This is a genomic window from Mucilaginibacter endophyticus (genome assembly GCF_003351025.1).
Lineage (GTDB): Bacteria > Bacteroidota > Bacteroidia > Sphingobacteriales > Sphingobacteriaceae > Mucilaginibacter > Mucilaginibacter endophyticus.
In genome coordinates, this window is record NZ_QPCG01000006.1 from 16,334 (window position 1) to 32,618 (window position 16,285).

At 41.1% G+C, this 16,285-nt stretch carries 15 protein-coding genes; 1 reads left to right on the top strand and 14 read right to left on the bottom strand.

All coding sequences use genetic code 11. The features are described 5' to 3' along the window. Positions 1 to 41: 41 nt before the first annotated feature. The 11 genes from clpX to DUL71_RS22980 all read right to left on the bottom strand — a co-directional run bounded on the left by clpX (position 42) and on the right by DUL71_RS22980 (position 10,855). Positions 42 to 1,280: an ATP-dependent Clp protease ATP-binding subunit ClpX gene (gene clpX, locus DUL71_RS22930; RefSeq protein ID WP_112574024.1), complete on the bottom strand. Its 1,239-nt coding sequence runs from the start codon at positions 1,278 to 1,280 to the stop codon at positions 42 to 44. 137 nt (positions 1,281 to 1,417) lie between these two features. Further along, positions 1,418 to 2,146, bottom strand: coding sequence for an ATP-dependent Clp protease proteolytic subunit (locus DUL71_RS22935; RefSeq protein ID WP_112574025.1), 729 nt, complete (start codon positions 2,144 to 2,146; stop codon positions 1,418 to 1,420). Positions 2,147 to 2,589: 443 nt separating this feature from the next. Then, complete coding sequence (tig, locus tag DUL71_RS22940; RefSeq protein ID WP_114940246.1) at positions 2,590 to 3,948, bottom strand: trigger factor; 1,359 nt, start codon at positions 3,946 to 3,948, stop codon at positions 2,590 to 2,592. Positions 3,949 to 4,415: 467 nt separating this feature from the next. After that, complete coding sequence (locus DUL71_RS22945; RefSeq protein ID WP_114940247.1) at positions 4,416 to 5,399, bottom strand: c-type cytochrome; 984 nt, start codon at positions 5,397 to 5,399, stop codon at positions 4,416 to 4,418. A 90-nt stretch (positions 5,400 to 5,489) separates the two neighbouring features. After that, entirely contained in the window at positions 5,490 to 6,212 is a 723-nt protein-coding gene (locus DUL71_RS22950) for a head GIN domain-containing protein (RefSeq protein ID WP_112574028.1), read from the bottom strand. A 116-nt stretch (positions 6,213 to 6,328) separates the two neighbouring features. Further along, entirely contained in the window at positions 6,329 to 6,937 is a 609-nt protein-coding gene (locus DUL71_RS22955; protein ID WP_112574029.1) for a GIN domain-containing protein, read from the bottom strand. A gap of 620 nt (positions 6,938 to 7,557) precedes the next feature. Continuing rightward, positions 7,558 to 8,022: an SRPBCC family protein gene (locus tag DUL71_RS22960; RefSeq protein ID WP_114940248.1), complete on the bottom strand. Its 465-nt coding sequence runs from the start codon at positions 8,020 to 8,022 to the stop codon at positions 7,558 to 7,560. Continuing rightward, on the bottom strand, positions 8,003 to 8,344 hold the full coding sequence (locus DUL71_RS22965; protein ID WP_114940249.1) for an ArsR/SmtB family transcription factor: 342 nt from the start codon (positions 8,342 to 8,344) through the stop codon (positions 8,003 to 8,005). Before DUL71_RS22965 ends, DUL71_RS22960 begins: the two co-directional genes overlap by 20 nt. A gap of 145 nt (positions 8,345 to 8,489) precedes the next feature. Then, positions 8,490 to 9,233 carry an SDR family oxidoreductase gene (locus DUL71_RS22970; RefSeq protein ID WP_114940250.1) on the bottom strand — a complete coding sequence of 248 codons (744 nt, stop codon included), beginning with the start codon at positions 9,231 to 9,233 and terminating at the stop codon, positions 8,490 to 8,492. A 37-nt stretch (positions 9,234 to 9,270) separates the two neighbouring features. Continuing rightward, positions 9,271 to 10,125 (bottom strand): oxidoreductase, encoded by an 855-nt coding sequence (locus tag DUL71_RS22975; RefSeq protein WP_114940251.1) that lies wholly within the window; start codon positions 10,123 to 10,125, stop codon positions 9,271 to 9,273. Between the two features lie 139 nt (positions 10,126 to 10,264). Next, complete coding sequence (locus tag DUL71_RS22980; protein WP_114940252.1) at positions 10,265 to 10,855, bottom strand: TetR/AcrR family transcriptional regulator; 591 nt, start codon at positions 10,853 to 10,855, stop codon at positions 10,265 to 10,267. Between the two features lie 373 nt (positions 10,856 to 11,228). Between DUL71_RS22980 and DUL71_RS22985 the strand changes: the two genes are divergently transcribed. After that, positions 11,229 to 11,840: a TolB-like translocation protein gene (locus DUL71_RS22985; protein ID WP_114940253.1), complete on the top strand. Its 612-nt coding sequence runs from the start codon at positions 11,229 to 11,231 to the stop codon at positions 11,838 to 11,840. A 79-nt stretch (positions 11,841 to 11,919) separates the two neighbouring features. Here the strand turns inward: DUL71_RS22985 and DUL71_RS22990 are convergent, their stop codons facing one another. The 3 genes from DUL71_RS22990 to DUL71_RS23000 form a co-directional block, all read right to left on the bottom strand. Continuing rightward, a complete protein-coding gene (locus DUL71_RS22990; protein ID WP_114940254.1) occupies positions 11,920 to 12,519 on the bottom strand; it encodes a GIN domain-containing protein in 600 nt (199 codons plus the stop codon). A gap of 315 nt (positions 12,520 to 12,834) precedes the next feature. Further along, positions 12,835 to 14,730 (bottom strand): RecQ family ATP-dependent DNA helicase, encoded by a 1,896-nt coding sequence (locus DUL71_RS22995; RefSeq protein WP_114940255.1) that lies wholly within the window; start codon positions 14,728 to 14,730, stop codon positions 12,835 to 12,837. 97 nt (positions 14,731 to 14,827) lie between these two features. After that, positions 14,828 to 15,901: an alpha/beta hydrolase gene (locus DUL71_RS23000; RefSeq protein WP_161964491.1), complete on the bottom strand. Its 1,074-nt coding sequence runs from the start codon at positions 15,899 to 15,901 to the stop codon at positions 14,828 to 14,830. Positions 15,902 to 16,285 lie beyond the last annotated feature (384 nt).

Consider the following 16,285-nt stretch of genomic DNA (forward strand, 5'->3'; position numbering starts at 1 on the left):
TATTTTTTAATAAATATAAGTGTTTACTTATATACTGTGCGTTAAGCTACTTTTAACTTTTTCAGATCAGATTTTTCAAACTTCTCGTGTGCGTAATCTAATGTTACGTTCAGGCGTTTCACATCTTTTTTAGATGGGAACTCGAACATCGCATCAATCATAATAGCTTCACAAATTGAGCGTAAGCCCCTTGCACCAAGCTTAAATTCCATTGCTTTATCAACAATAAAATCAAGCACCTCGTCTTCAAAGTCGAGTTTTACACCTTCATATTCAAACAGTTTTTTGTACTGTTTCAATAATGAGTTTTTAGGCTCCGTAAGGATATTGTGCAACGCTTCCCTATCCAGTGGGTTAAGGTAAGTAAGCACAGGTAAACGACCAATCAGCTCAGGAATCAAACCAAATGATTTCAGATCCTGTGGAGTGATATACTTGTAGAAGTTTTTGGTATCAATATCTCCCTCATCACGTTTAAGTTTGTAACCAACGGTTTGAGTACGTAAACGGTTCGCGATCTTTCTTTCGATACCATCAAACGCGCCGCCGCAAATGAAAAGGATATTGCTGGTATTTACCGTGATCATTTTTTGATCAGGATGTTTACGACCACCCTGAGGTGGTACGTTAACCATGGTACCTTCCAATATCTTTAACAAAGCTTGCTGTACACCCTCGCCGGATACATCGCGGGTTATAGAGGCGTTGTCACTTTTACGTGCTATTTTATCAACCTCATCAATGTAAACGATACCTTTTTCGGCAAGGGTTACATCATAATCGGCAGATTGAAGCAGGCGGGTCAGGATACTCTCAACGTCCTCCCCTACATAACCGGCTTCGGTTAGTACGGTGGCGTCGCAAATACAAAACGGAACGTTTAGTACTTTGGCAAGCGTTTTGGCCAACAGGGTTTTACCAGTACCGGTTTCACCAACCATGATGATGTTTGATTTTTCAATCTCAACTTCATCTTTATCAACACGCTGGTTTAAGCGCTTGTAATGATTATATACAGCTACAGAAAGAATCTTTTTGGCATCATCCTGACCAATAACATACTGGTCAAGGTGGGCCTTCATTTCTGATGGCTTAAGCAAGGCCGGCGCCAGAGGCGATGACTTCACTTTACGTACCTTCAACTCTTCAGCCAATATTTCATTGGCCTGGTTCACACACTTATCGCAAATGTGTGCATCAAGTCCTGCTATTAACATCAGGGAATCCTGTTTACCGGCACCGCAAAATGAACACCTGATCTCTTTGCTGTTTTTATTCATCTGATTCGTCTTCTTACTCAAAGTTAAATAATTAGTGTCAGAAAACAAAGTCTACAACCATAAGTACCAAGCCTTAAGCCTGAAGTCAATTTTTTTCTGACTTCAAACTTAAGACTTAGAACTGAAGGTTTAAAAAATTATTTTCCTTTGTTACCTTTTAAAATCTCATCCACCATACCAAATTCTTTGGCTTCTTCGGCAATCATCCAATAGTCACGGTCAGATGCATCCCAAACTTTTTGGTAAGGTGCACCGCTATGATCAGCAATGATCTGGTACAACTCTTTTTTCAATTTGGTTATCTCCTGGTAAGTGATCTCAATATCTGATTGCTGACCTTGCGCACCGCCTGATGGCTGGTGAATCATCACCCTTGCATGCGGCAACGCAGCCCTTTTACCTTCGGTACCGGCTACTAACAATACTGCAGCCATTGAAGCAGCCATACCTGTACAGATGGTAGCCACGTCATTTGATATAAACTGCATAGTATCATAGATACCTAAACCTGCATAAACCGAGCCACCTGGCGAGTTAATGTAGATCTGAATATCGCGTTTAGCATCAGCCGACTGTAAGAAAAGCAACTGAGCCTGGATAATGTTTGCGATATTATCATAAATAGCATCGCCCAGGAAAATGATACGGTCCATCATTAAACGTGAAAACACGTCCATGGCCTGTACATTAAGTTGACGCTCTTCAAGGATATATGGGGTCATGCCGGTTGGTACGGTAGTGATACCGCCTGTTGGCATATTACCTCTTTCAACACCTGCAATATATTTGTCTACATAAAGGCTGTTAATACGGTGATGCTTAACAGCATATTTTCTGAATTCGTTTTTATCGATATTACTGCTCATGGTTTTTGTTTGTTGTTCGTTAGGAAATGCGGGCGTCTTACCCGCGATAAATATAGTTTTTAGTTGAATAGATTTTTTGCAAGATAGTTTTTATTAAGTAATTTTTTAATGAGGGTACTTTTAAGTCAGAAGTTCGAAAGTCCGTAAGTCCGAAAGTTACAAAATACTAACACTTAGGGTTTATTTTACGACGATTTGCGCTACCATGCAGTTTTCTTCAAGATGTTAGTGACAACATTGTCGCAAATCTAAAATCATGTCATTGCGAGCGAAGCGCGGCAATCGCACGGAAGCAAGACCGCCCTGTATGGCTACGAGATTGCTTCGTCGTTCCTCCTCGCAATGACATGGCAGAAATGCAAAAACACCAAAAGCAACCTTGTGAGTTGCTTTTGGTGAATATATTATAAAACCTGCCCTAACAAGGGCGGTTTAAAAACTGATTACTGCCCTGCGGTAACCAATGCACTGAAATCAGTGTAAAGGATATCCTGCTTATCTAAAGTGATTACATTTTTGATATAGTCAAATACCTTCAATGCTTTTACCTCTTCAAATATTTTGTTAGCGTTGTCTTTGTTTTGCAGATACTGAACAGTGTACTGGCCTAACTGATCTTCAGGGATCGGGGTTGGGCTGTACATCCTGAACTGCTGATCTAAACGGATCTTAGCTAATTCAAACACATCTTCGTATTTAATTTCGATAGTGTTATCAGTAATGATCTTGTTTTCGATCAAAGTCCATTTCAGGTTTTGAGCAAAATCATTGTAACCACCTTCTAATTCCTCGTCGCTTAACTTTTCGTTAGTTGCTTTTAACCAACGTTTCAGGAACTCATCAGGAAGTGCAAAATCAACTTTAGCGATAGCTAATTTGTACATATCATCCTGCAATTTGCGGTCAGAATCCTGTACCATCATGCTTTCAAGCTCTTCAGTGATTTTAGTCCTGAATTCCTCTTCGGTAGTTACTGTACCTTCACCAAATAATTTGTCAAAGAACTCCTGGTTAAGATCGCTTTCTTCTAAACGGTTAACGTTTTTAACGGTTAACTGGAAGTCGCCTCTTAAGTCAGCTGCGTCATCCTCTTCAATTTTTAATAAACCTGCAATTTTTGCTGCATCGTTATCAAAAGCTTTACGGATATCAAACGTAACAACGTCGCCTTTTTTCAAACCGATCAACGAAGCTTTGATAGCCTCATCTTTGATCTGATCTAAGCGTACAGACGCTGTATTGGTAATTCCATCCTCAAAAACACTACCATCAGCAGAAAGTTGAACCAAATCGCTGTAAAGAACGTCATCGTCTGCCGATACGTCAGGATTTGTCATTTTGCCATAGCTGCGACGGATATTTTTGATACGTGAAGCCAATGTTTCGTCATCAATTTTGATAACGTATTGCGTTAATTTATCTGCTGATGAAAAGTCGATGCTAAACTCAGGAGCTAAGCCTAATTCATAGCTAAACTCAAAATTATCGGCAAAATCCCAGTTGTATTCTTTGTTATCATCAAGAGCGGGAAGCGGTTGACCTAATACGGCCAGTTTTTGCTCGTCGATGTAGTTATTTAAAGTATCTTGTAACAGGTTGTTGATCTCGTCAACAAGGATGCTTTTGCCATACATTTTTTTGATGTGCGCTGCAGGCACCATGCCCGGACGGAAACCAGGAAGTTTTGCTTTTTTAGCATTTTCCTTTATAGCTTTTTCAACACGTGGCTGATAATCTTCAGGGTTGATGTTAATTTTAACAACTGCGCTCAGGTCATTAATTTTTTCCTGTGTAATATTCATCTTTTACCGGGTATTTAATTTAATCCTTTGAAATATAGCCTAAAACCTAATTGGTGCTATACAAAATTCGAGGCGCAAAAGTATGAATTTATTTTTAATTTGCTGTTGATTTTATATTGTTTTCGAGGAAAATGAAACTGCTTTTTAATAAATGTTTGCCAGGGATCCGCACAATAATCGCGCATAAATTTGTCTGAACCTGAATTAAACGAATTTTTAGAATTGATCGAAAATCAGCTTCAAACAGTCGCCAGGCATTCTGTTAAATTGTTTAATTGAATAAATTCAAGTTCGGACAATATTATGGGCGTTGCCTACGGCCCGGGCTTTACACTACAAGTCCTCGCCTTCTCAACCCGCAATACCAACCCTGGCTGTGGGCTTTCCGTTTCAATCCCTAACGCGGCCTACACTCTGGCCGTAACAGCGTTAAACCCAACTAACCTCTGATCTCCAACCTCTAATCTCTAATTCCTATTCCTTTCAAATTTTACTACGTGGTTACTAATAGGCTTTATTGTTTTTAAATAAGCATAAATCGCTTCCAAATCGGATGTTTTCATACCCGCATATTTCCACCAGGGCATAATGGTTTGAAAATCGCCGGGCTTTACCGGTGTGGGCTGTATTTTGCCATCGGCATACTGAGTAAAGCGGCTCACAAACTGCTCCTTAGTCCAACTGCCAATGCCAGTTTCTTTATCCGGCGTAATATTAGCCGAAAATACTTTGCTCCCTCCCGGCACCATGTAACCCTGCCCACCAGCAAAAGCCATTGCTTCGTTAAGCTGACCCTTGTTTGATTGTGTATGGCATTCTTTACAGGCCGCGGCGTTTAACAGGTAAGCACCATATTTAACTGTATCCTGCGGATCAGGAATATTACCTAATGTAGCCTTTTGAGGCATGGTATGCACAATAATATTGAGCGGAAAATCAAGCTTGTGACCGGGGTAATTTTTACCTGTGGGCTTCAAAGTACGCATGTAGGCAATAATAGAATAAAGGTCTTCCCTATCCATCTTCGCGTAATATGGCCATGGCATTATCGGGAATATTGCCGAGCCATCTTTTTTAACACCGGTGGTCATGGCCCTGAAGAGCTCACCGTCGGTCCAGTTACTTAAATTCAAAGGGGTAATATTGGGCGAATAGACCGTACCAGGAAAACCTGCCGAAGCATCAAACTTTTCGCCCCCGGAGCCTAATATTGCCGAATCTGAAGGGCCTGCAAATTTATCCCAGCTGCGCGCCGAGTGACAGTCCAGGCAAACGGTTACATTGTTTGCGAGGTATTTGCCGCGGGCAATCCGTTGCGGCGTAGCATCAACTTTAATGGCTTCGGGCTGCCCTACGTTGGGCAGCGCCAGCGTAATGTACGATACGCCGACAACGGCAATCAGGACAAGTACTATAACTGCATAGGCTGTCCATTTTAAAAACTTTTTCATTTTTAATTAGTGATAGGAGGTTAATAAATCAAAGGGGCCGCGAATTAGTTAGATCCCGGCCCCTTTGTTATACTTTAATTATAAGGTCGATCAGTCAACTTTTTTGATAGATGAGGCTCCCGATTTATCGTTATTCACTGTAGACGGAGAACCTTTATATTGAATTTCGGATGCGCCGCTGGTATGTACATTCAGCGTTTTAAGTACGTTGATCTTGCAATGGCCAATACCAGAAGTTTCGATATCGTAATCGCCCACAACAAAATCAAATGCCTCAATTTTACCGGCACCACTCAGGTCAATTTTATGAGATGCAGCCTGGCCTGTAAGTCTTACTTCTGTAGCGCCACTGCCTTCTGTTGATACATTTGCCGCGTTAAGATCAAGGGTTATCTTGGTAGCGCCTGAAAGATCAAGCTTAAAATCTTTAGCGTTCAGCTTACCGTCCGAGTTAACTTCAACTGCTCCCGCAGCCTGGATTTCTTCGAGGTTTTTTACGCCGATATTGATCACCATATCTCCGGGATCACAGAAATTCTTTTTTGATTTGATATGTAGTGTGCCGCTTTCAACCGATGTCGAAATGTATTTGATCAGGTTATCGTCGGCTTTAATGTCGATGGTTAATGAGCTGTCCTGTTTCAGATGTACTTTAAACGCGCCTGAAATTTCAACTTTTTTAAAATCTTCGGCTTTGCGTTTTTCGGTAGTTTGGTTTCCCGAACCGTGTACGCACCTGTAGTTACATGATGATAATATGGCTGTAGATATAAATGCGCCTGCTATAGTGAAGGTAGAAAGGTAATTTTTCATAGTTTGGTTGTTATGACGCCGAATGGCGGTTTAGTGTTACATCAAAATTAAAAAAAGCTACCACATTTTAGGTGATAGCTTTTGAATATATGATGGACTTTTGCAAAAGTAAGGTATTAAAGGCCTGCAAACTCGTTTTCAACGGTGTATTTAGCAGGAGCGTTGGTTACTTTATCGGTGAAGCTTACTGCGGCAAATGCATTGTTGTTTACAAATGATTCTTTGGTGTGGTTCAGGGTGTAAACATCGGCAGTACCGGTAAACTCGGCTTTAGCTTTATCATTAACATTTACGGTTGCAGCGTAAGCTTCAACATTTAATTTAGCAGATGCATTGTTGTAAAGGTTAACGTTCAAATCAAGAGCGGCAAGCTTTCCGAATGATTTAACTTCGGCATTATCATAAGCATCGATAGCTTTAAGGTCATTGGCAGTTACCCAAACTACCAGTTTTTCGTTTTTATATGAGGTGATGCGTAAGGTACCGTTGTTGTTTTGTACAAGCGCGCTTTCTGAATAATATTTGTTATAAACTTTAACATTTTCGTTTTCGCCGGCTGATACATATACTTCAACGTTACCGCGAACTTCGATCTTGTTGATCTTGCTTACGTTGTTTAAAACTACGGCTGCGCCGTTATCTATTTTGGTTGCGGCGTTGGCTGCGGTTGTTACTCCAAGTGCTAAAACTAAAGAGGTTGCGATTGTTAATATTGTAGTTTTCATGATGATTAATATTTTGATTGTCAATTATTTGTGTTCCTATTTCATTTAATACACTCATAAGACGCCCCCATTTTTAAAACGTTACAGGGGTTTCGGGCAAATTAGATGTACAGCAGGTTTTAGTCGGCGAACAGCGGATTTATATCGGTGAAAAGCGGAAGAATTTTAGATTTTAAATGTGCAGATTTCAGATGTGCAGACGGAAGTAGGGATTACAGATGTGAAGATTTCAAATGTGCAGATGTAATTTGTCGATAAAAAACAAAAGCGTTATTGAACAATAACGCTTTTGATGATAACAGATTAATCTGCAGATAGGATTATACGCTGATATGCTGACCGAAGTCAGAGACTTCGGTCGACTATGCCTGTAGTTTGTAACTACAGCGTATTTCATTGTAGCAGCCTGTAGTTACAAACTACAGGCATAGCAAATTCGAAGTCGGAGGCTTCGAATAGCGATGTTTCAAATGTGCAGATGTGATTTGTCGATAAAAAACCAAAGCGTTATTGAACAATAACGCTTTGGATGATAACAGATTAATCTACAGATATTGGAAATTCGAAGTCAGAGGCTTCGAATAGCAGTTAGTATTAGAATCATATTAACGCTAAAAGAATCACCCCTTGCTTACATCTTTTAAATATTGGTTCAGCTTTTCGATATTTTGCTTTAAGCCTTCATCTGCTTTAAATGTTTTTACCACCTGTACAAACTGCTCATGCGATTCAAAAAGCATATGCCAGCTCAAAAATGTTTGTTCGCCTTGTTCTTCAAACTCAATGGTAGCAACAAACTTCGGACTGCTCACATGCTCGTACACTATCTTTTTAAGCGGAACAATTTCCTTAAACACACTTTTGTTCTTATAATCGGTGCCATCGGGGCCATGCATCACCAGGTCCCACTCCCCTCCCGGTTTAATTTCCATTTTACTGATGGTATTGGTAAAGCCGTTAGGCCCCCACCATTGGGCAATATGTTCGGGCTGGGTCCATACTTCCCATACCAGCTCAACCGGGGCATCTAAGGTTCGTGTTAAGCGTAATTCGCGATCGGTGGTGTTACTTTGATTGTTTTCCATTTCTCTCATTTTTTAGTTGTACTACATATTTCTCAAGGCTATCTAATTTACTTTCCCAATGCTGGCGGTATTGATCAACCCAGGCCGAAATTTCGCTAAGCTGATCAAGCCGGGCCTCGCAGATCCGGTCGCGTCCCTGCTGTTTAACATTAATCAAACCGCAATCGGCCAGGATCTGGATATGTAAGGATATGGCCTGCCGTGTAACATCAAAGTTTGCGGCTATGGTGTTTACATTGTGGGGCTGGGTGGCAATCATATTAATAATGGCTCTTCGGGTAGGGTCGGCAATCGCCTGGTAAACGTCTCTTCTGGCTTTCATAATTAAGCAAGCATTTGCTTGCAAATATAAATGCAAGCATTTACTTGCGCAAGTGTTTTGAAAAAATATTCCAACGGAAAACAAAAAACGCCGCTACCCTATTAAAGGCAACGACGCTCCAGAAAACAATTGAGGTCAATTCAATTTACCATGGAAGTTCTTCACCAAGGTGAATAAACCTGCCGTTAGGGCCATCTTCACCAATAAGCGATAGTTCAACGCTGGTTTTGGCACCATCAGGAACGCTCATAGGTGCGTGCTCAACACTACCCAATTCTGTTTGTACCCAACCCGGATGTGCCGAGTTTACTTTGATTTTGGTACCTTTTAATTCATCCGCCAAAAGAACAGTAAACACATTCAGGGCCGCTTTTGATGCCGAATATGATAGACGTTTGAAATCAGCTATCGGGCTGCCTTCAGTAGCATGTATAGTTATTGAACCCAATATGCTCGACAGATTGACTATGCGACCAGCCTCACTCTTTTTAAGCAAAGGGAGCAGTTCATTTGTGAGGTATACAATGCTGAACAGGTTGGTATTAAAGATATATTCAAATTCATCGGCAGTTGTGGCAACGGTCTTTTTAACAAAAAGATCATCATCTTTAGGGCCAACACCGGCATTATTTACCAGGATATCCAGTTTGCCAAATTTGTTTTCGATGTAGGCGGCAACCGCTTTTCTTTCATCGTCATTGGTAACATCCAGTTGAACGCCATATGCTTCAATTCCCTGTTGGGTTAACTGAACCGCGGTTTCTTCAGCTGCGCTCAGTTTACGTGCGGCCACTATTACGGCCACGCCTTTTTCGCCTAATTGTTTAGCGGTTTCAAAACCTATCCCACGATTTGCGCCTGTTATTAAGGCTATTTTCTTAGTTGACATGATGTTTCTTATTTAATGTTGAGTGAATTTTGTTTGATTATTTTGCAGCAACATGGTCATGATCGGTACTGGTTGATACAGCTATCCATTGATCAATTTCTTTGCTTGTTTTTTCGGCATTGGCCTTATACATACCAACAGCATCTTTACCGATAGGCAGGTGTAACGGAGGGTTTTCGTTATGAGCGAGATCCACTACAACCTTAGCCAGTTTCTTTGGATCGCCGGGCTGGTTACCGTGCAACTGATCGGCCCCCGTTCTCATCGGACCAACGGTTTCAGTATAATCGGCAATGATATTTTTTGCAGCGCTATATGATTCCGCGCTCAGGAACTCGGTACTAAATAAGCCGGGTTCAACTACGGTTACTTTAATATTGAGTGGAGCAAGTTCAACCGCAAGGCCTTTTGAAATACCTTCAACCGCAAACTTGGTTGAACCGTACAAAGCCCAGCCCGGGATAGCGTCAAAGCCAAATAAGGAAGAAACGTTAATGATATGACCAGATCTTTGCGCACGTAAATGAGGCAATACTACACGCAATACATTTAGTAAGCCGAATACATTGGTTTCATACTGTGCTTTTACTTCGGCGTCGGTAGCTTCTTCAATGGCGGTCACGATACCATAGCCAGCATTGTTGATCACTACATCAATTTTACCAAAACGCAACAGGCCTTCGGCAACAGCGGCTTTAACCTGTGCTTCGTTAGTTACGTCCATTGTTACCACCAACAGGTTAGGGTTATTACTTAATGTAGCAGCCAGCTGATCTGCTTTGCTCCTCACGGTAGCTATTACTTTATCACCTGCGACCAATGCTGTTTTTGCTATCTCTAAACCAAAGCCTTTTGAGGCGCCGGTTACTAATATTACTTTTTGAGTTTTCATGATGTTTGTTTTATTGATTTTATATTTTAGACTTTTTAGTCGATTCTTATTCTTAAAAAATACCGTTTCCGGTTATTGTCTTTATTTTATTACACCTGATTAAAAAAGACCAAAAAGTCTATTTTCAATCAAAAAAAAATTATTTTAGTTCATACTCCTTTAATTCGTTTTTGAGCATGCGCACAAGGCTGTTCATATATTTGCCACTTCCGGTCACTCGTGATACCAGCATTCCCCCTTCCAACAGCGTAAACATCTTGAGCGCGTAATCAGCGGCGTTTATTTCGGGAGATATTTCACCATCCGCAACACCCTTGTTTATGATCTCCACAAAAACCTTCTGCCCTTCCTCAATCATTGTTTTGAGCCTCTGTTTAAGCATGGGATTGTTATCGTCAGCCTCAACGCCAAAATTAAGTATCGGACAGCCGCCATCTATGTATGAATCGATAGGATCTTTGTATATGTCAATAAAAGCGAAGATCTTTTTAATGGCTGTTTTTTCTTTAGCTATAACGGTATTTACCTTATCGCTTAACTTATCAAGCAGGTAATTAACCATTACACTCGCAATTTCCTCCTTGCTTTCAAAGTGCCCATAAAGGCCACCCTTAGCCATTTTGGTGGCCGCAAGGATGTCATCAATGGTAGTACCGGCTATACCTTTTTCATTAAAGATCGGCGCTGCCGTCTCGATAATGAATTGCCTGGTTCTTTCTGCTTTGCCCATTGTTGTTTTTGTTTGACGAATCAAAAATAGACCAAAAAGTCGAAAACGAAAGTTATATTTTTATTGATGACAATGAGATGAACATTGAGCAACGTGTTTACTGTTACAATTAAGCTTGTGATGTTTTAACCGATTTATTATTTTCGTCTCGCCTAAACCACGCGCCTTCTCACTTATGGTCAATACCACAATTCAGATTACCAGTAGATATCATCACGAATTATTGCTGCTCAACAGAACGAAACCTGTTAAACTACAAACAATAGTGTAATGCATCAATTGTTGGAAGATCTGTCTGACAGATTATCACAATAACCGTATATCCTACTTAATTATATCTAAACAAAAACCAACATTATCTAATCACAATTTCATGAAAAAATTACTTTTAAGCGCCGCCGCGCTGATGGCATTTTCTATCGCAATTTCAATCTTTCAAATGAGTTGCACCAAAATAGCCAATTCACAAACACCTTCTTATACATTACAACCGGCAACAACAACAAAATTGGGCGGTGTGATCCCCGACGGAACAACAATTTCCGTAGATGCAACCGGTAAAATATCAGCTCCCAATTCTTATACCTTACAAGCAGCTACGACAACGAAACTGGGCGGTGTAATCCCCGACGGAACAACAATTTCTGTAGATGCAACCGGTAAAATATCGGCTAATGCCGCTACCCAGGTCGGAAAATTGCTGTACGGCGTGACCGGCGCCACCGAACCGGCAAATGCTATATGGACATCAAATTTTGATGGCTCCAATCCGCAAAAAATCAATATTACTATGCCAACAGGTATTGTGATAGCTCCGGATAATATCAGGATATCTCCGGATCACAAAACAATATTTTTTTCGGCCCATACAATACCGCCGGCTTCAATTTTGTACTATCTGTATTCATGCAATATAGATGGAAGCAATCTGCGTCAAATCAGAAGCCAGGGCGCTAATGGCGTTAGTGTAGAGGTTGCTTATTAATATAAGCAGTTGATCCCACACAAAAAAGCCGCCCCTTTCAGGGCGGCTACACTATATAATTGACTCAAAAAAATGGCTGTTATAAAGTTGCAAATTCATCAACCCTTGGTTTGGTTTCTTTATTCAAAGTTTCGGTAGCGTGAGCGTATGCCAGGCCGTTGCTGTTAACGTTTGAAGTTACATTACGGGTTAAGCTATATTCGTTGGTGTTACCTTTAAGCTCGGCTTTGGCATTGCCACTCAAGGTGATACTGGTGCTGTAAGTATCCAGATCAAGACTTGCACATGCGTTGTTGTTCAATTTAACATCAAGTTCGATGCCTGAAAGAATGCCGAATGATTTGATGTCGGCGTTATCGTAAGCGTTAATAGCGCTCAATTGGTTTGCAGTTACCCAAACTACTAATTTTTCATTTTTATATGATGAAATGCGCAATACACCATTTTGTGATTGAACCAGCGCGTTTTCAGAATAGTAGCGGTTATAAACTTTTACCTGATCGGCAGGGCCGCTTGATACGTAAAGTTCAACGTTGCCGTAAACTTCAATTTTGTTGATTTTGCTGATATCAGTTAAAACAACGGCTGCATCATTTTTTACTGTATTTGCTGATGCGATGTTTGCGAAGCCAAGTACCATAAACAATACGGTAGCGATGGCGATTGATGTAGTTTTCATGGTATTAATATTTTGATTGTCAAGTGATTATTATTTTATTTCATTGAATACACAGATATGACGATCTCAAATAAAAAACGTTACAGCGGTTTTGGCTTAATTAGCTGGAGTGCAGGTTTTTATCGGTAAGCGGGTGATTTTTCCCGGTGAAATGGGGTAAAAAATTGAGAGGTAAATTCCAATAGGTCATGCCGAACTTATCTCGGTACCTCACGTGCTACGTTTATACGCGCTGATCAACGATGCAGACTTGTCCTTTGAGATCCTGAAACAAGTTCAGGACGACGGTTGGGGTATAAAATGCCTATTATTTGTTCAACTCAAATAATAAGTTTCGCCATCAGTTTTGATCTTACCTGCATCGAGCAGCAGGCGTATGGTTTCCATCTTTTCTTTTTCGGTGCCGATATTGATACCAGTTATCAGGCTACCGATGTCCGGATTTGAAATGCTGAGTAATTGTACAATCTCTGTAGTGATATTATCAAAGATCTCGTCCTGGTTTACCTTACGCTTTTCCTCGATGCAAACATCACATACGCCGCATTTACGGCCATCAGTTTCATCAAAATAGGCCAACAACATCTGGCTTCGGCATTTCTTGTGAATAGCATAAGCAAAAACCGCTTCCATTTTTTGGCGGTAAACCTCCTTGCGTTGTTCGATATATTTCCTGTCGATGATGAGGTGGCTACCCTGTACCCGTGGTTTCAAATAGGTTACCTGGGGCTTATCCGTTTGCTGCATATAGCTCAACAAACCGTATTGTTGCAATTGCAACATCCCTTCAATAACCTGCTGAACGCTTAAACCGGTACGCCTTGCAATATCAAACTCTTTGATCCGCACGTAATTTTCAAACGCGCCACCGTATGACCGGAGTAATGTTTTGACAAACGGATCCCAGCCTGCATTCTGGATCTGGAAGTTATATAATTGTTCGTTAACTACCTCAAACTGAAAACGCGACGGCAAAAACACGCTTTCGTTAAATGCCAGGTATTCATCGCGCTCCAAAAATTTAAGGGCGTTAAGCGTTTTAATGGCATCAAGTTTATAGCGACTGCAAAACTCGCCGAGATCCAGATCAAAGCTCAACCCCTCGCCTGCCTCATAAGCCAGCTGGAAATAATTGGCCAGGTGGTGATACACCTGTTTAATCTCATCAATGGATGGAAAATTAAGCTCAAATAGCTTCTCTTGCTTCAGTTTATCTGCAGGGTTATATAACAAAACGCCGAAAGCCTTTTGTCCATCGCGCCCTCCCCTGCCAGCTTCCTGGTAGTAAGCCTCTAAACTTTCCGGAATATCTTTATGGATCACAAACCTTACATCGGGTTTATCTATCCCCATACCAAAGGCATTGGTGGCTACAATAACCTGTACACGGTTATTTTTCCAGGCTTCCTGCTTTTCCGAACGCTGATCAACCGAAAGACCTGCGTTATAATAATCGGCCCTGATACCGTTATCGCTCAAAAATTTCGCTATCTCAAAAGTCTCTTTCCGACTACGTACATATACTATGCCGCTGCCCTTAACGCCACGTACAACATCCAGCATTTTACGAAACTTATCTTCCTCATACTGCACCACATAGCTGATATTGCTCCGTTCAAAACTTTGCTGGTAAACCACCGGTTTTTTGAAGTTCAGCTTTTCCTGGATATCGGCCTTCACATCAGCGGTAGCCGTAGCGGTAAGCGCCAGAACAGGCACGTTAGGGTGTAGTTCTCTTAAGTCGGCTATGTGCAGGTACGGCGGCCTGAAATCATACCCCCATTGTGATATACAGTGCGCCTCATCAATGGCAAAGAGGTTTACCTTCATGTATTTCACCCGCTCGCGTACCAGTTCGCTCAACAAGCGCTCGGGCGACAGGTACAGAAACTTTACCGAGCCGTAGATACAATTATCAAGCGCCAGGTCAATCTCCCTGCGCCCCATACCCGATACTATCGAAATCGCATTGATGCCCTTGGCACGCAGGTTTTCAACCTGGTCTTTCATAAGAGCTATTAATGGTGATACCACAATGCATACCCCCTCTTTGGCCAACGCAGGCACCTGAAAACAAACGGATTTACCACCACCGGTAGGCAACAAAGCCAACGTATCGTTACCTAATAAAACAGATTGGATGATCTCGGCCTGCATTGGCCTGAAAGTATCATGGTTCCAGTACTGTTTTAATATTTCTTCGATAGTCATGGGTGTAATTTAGTCCGAAAGTCGGAGGTCCGCAAGTCCGCAAGTTTATTAAAAGTTTTCCGACTTCGGACTTTCGGACTTCAGACTTTCCGACTTCTTAAAACTTCATCAACCATTTGTAAAACCCGGGCCAGTCGCCGTTCCATTGCTTTTCATTGTGGGATGCTCCCTTAATTACCGTAACCGGCGCATTTTCCGGTTTTACTCCTCTTGCCCTGATGATTTCAGCCATTTTTTGCATATCAGGAACCATTGTGTCGCTTTCAACATCACCACATACAAAGTAAAAGCGGCTTTGCCCACTTATAACAACCTGTTTAGCCAGGTCAAACAGTTGTGGAGCATTCCAAAACGCAGGCGAAAACACACCGGCATTTCCAAATACTTCCGGATATTTCAGCAAGGCATACATGGAAATAAGTCCGCCCATTGAACTTCCTGCTATTGTTGTATGCGTGGCATCACTTTCGGTGCGATAATGTGCATCGATATATGGCTTAAGGGTTTTAACCAAAAATTGCACATAATCATCCCCCCTGCCCTTGCCATATTTTGAATCGTATGGATTATACTCTGTCAAACGGTAATCGCCGCCATGATCAATACCAACTATGATGCTTTCTTCCTGTTCGGGCATTTTATCCATGAGCTCATCTATCCCCCATTCACCATAACTTGAGGTGTATTCGTCAAAAAGGTTTTGACCGTCGTGCATATAAATTACAGGGTATTTTTTACTACCTGTATCATACCCGGCTGGTAAGTAAATCCAAACGCGGCGCTCTCTGCCTAATTGAGGTATTTCAAAGTTTTCGTTAATGATGTTTACACGGGCTGTGGCGGTGTGTTTTTTTTCAGCCGGAGCAAAGCTATCCTGCCAGCCCGCTATATCGAGTTTTACATTGGTATCGCCTTTTATCACCAGGCTCCGGTTATCAATTGACTTACCCGTAGCGTCGCATTCAACTGTGTTCCAGCTGCCACGGGTAATTTTAAAGTGAATTATCCCAGCGGGCAATTCTTTGCTTAATGCATAATTTCCACCCTCGTTTTTAACCAGTTCCCAACCTTTATCAGCAGGGTTCCAGCCATTAAAATCACCTGCCACAAACAGGTGTTCCAGGGGGCTTTTGGGGGCTTGGATTTTGCCGGTAAAAAAGGATATTTTCACTTGGCTAAAGAGCAAAAAATTTTGGCCAAAAAGCAAAAACGCGCAGAAAATTATTTTTTTCATCATGATAAAACGGTTAAAATCGGGAACGTTTCCGGGAACGTTCCCGGAAAATGGTTAAATAAAAGTAAAATCAACTATTGTGTAAACTTGACACTTAGATAATTCTCAAATATGGGTTTAAATCCAAATTTCGCATAAAAACAATAATTTTTCTCTGTCATTTCGATAATTTTTATTATTTCTTTTAAGTTAAAAAAGCCTTAATTAAACGCTTTAAAATTATCTTTTATATAAAATTTGCAATTGATATTTGTAAATGTAAATTAGTCGCATGCTGTTTCGGCCACAATAATAAACCAATTATAGCCGGCAAAATAAGCC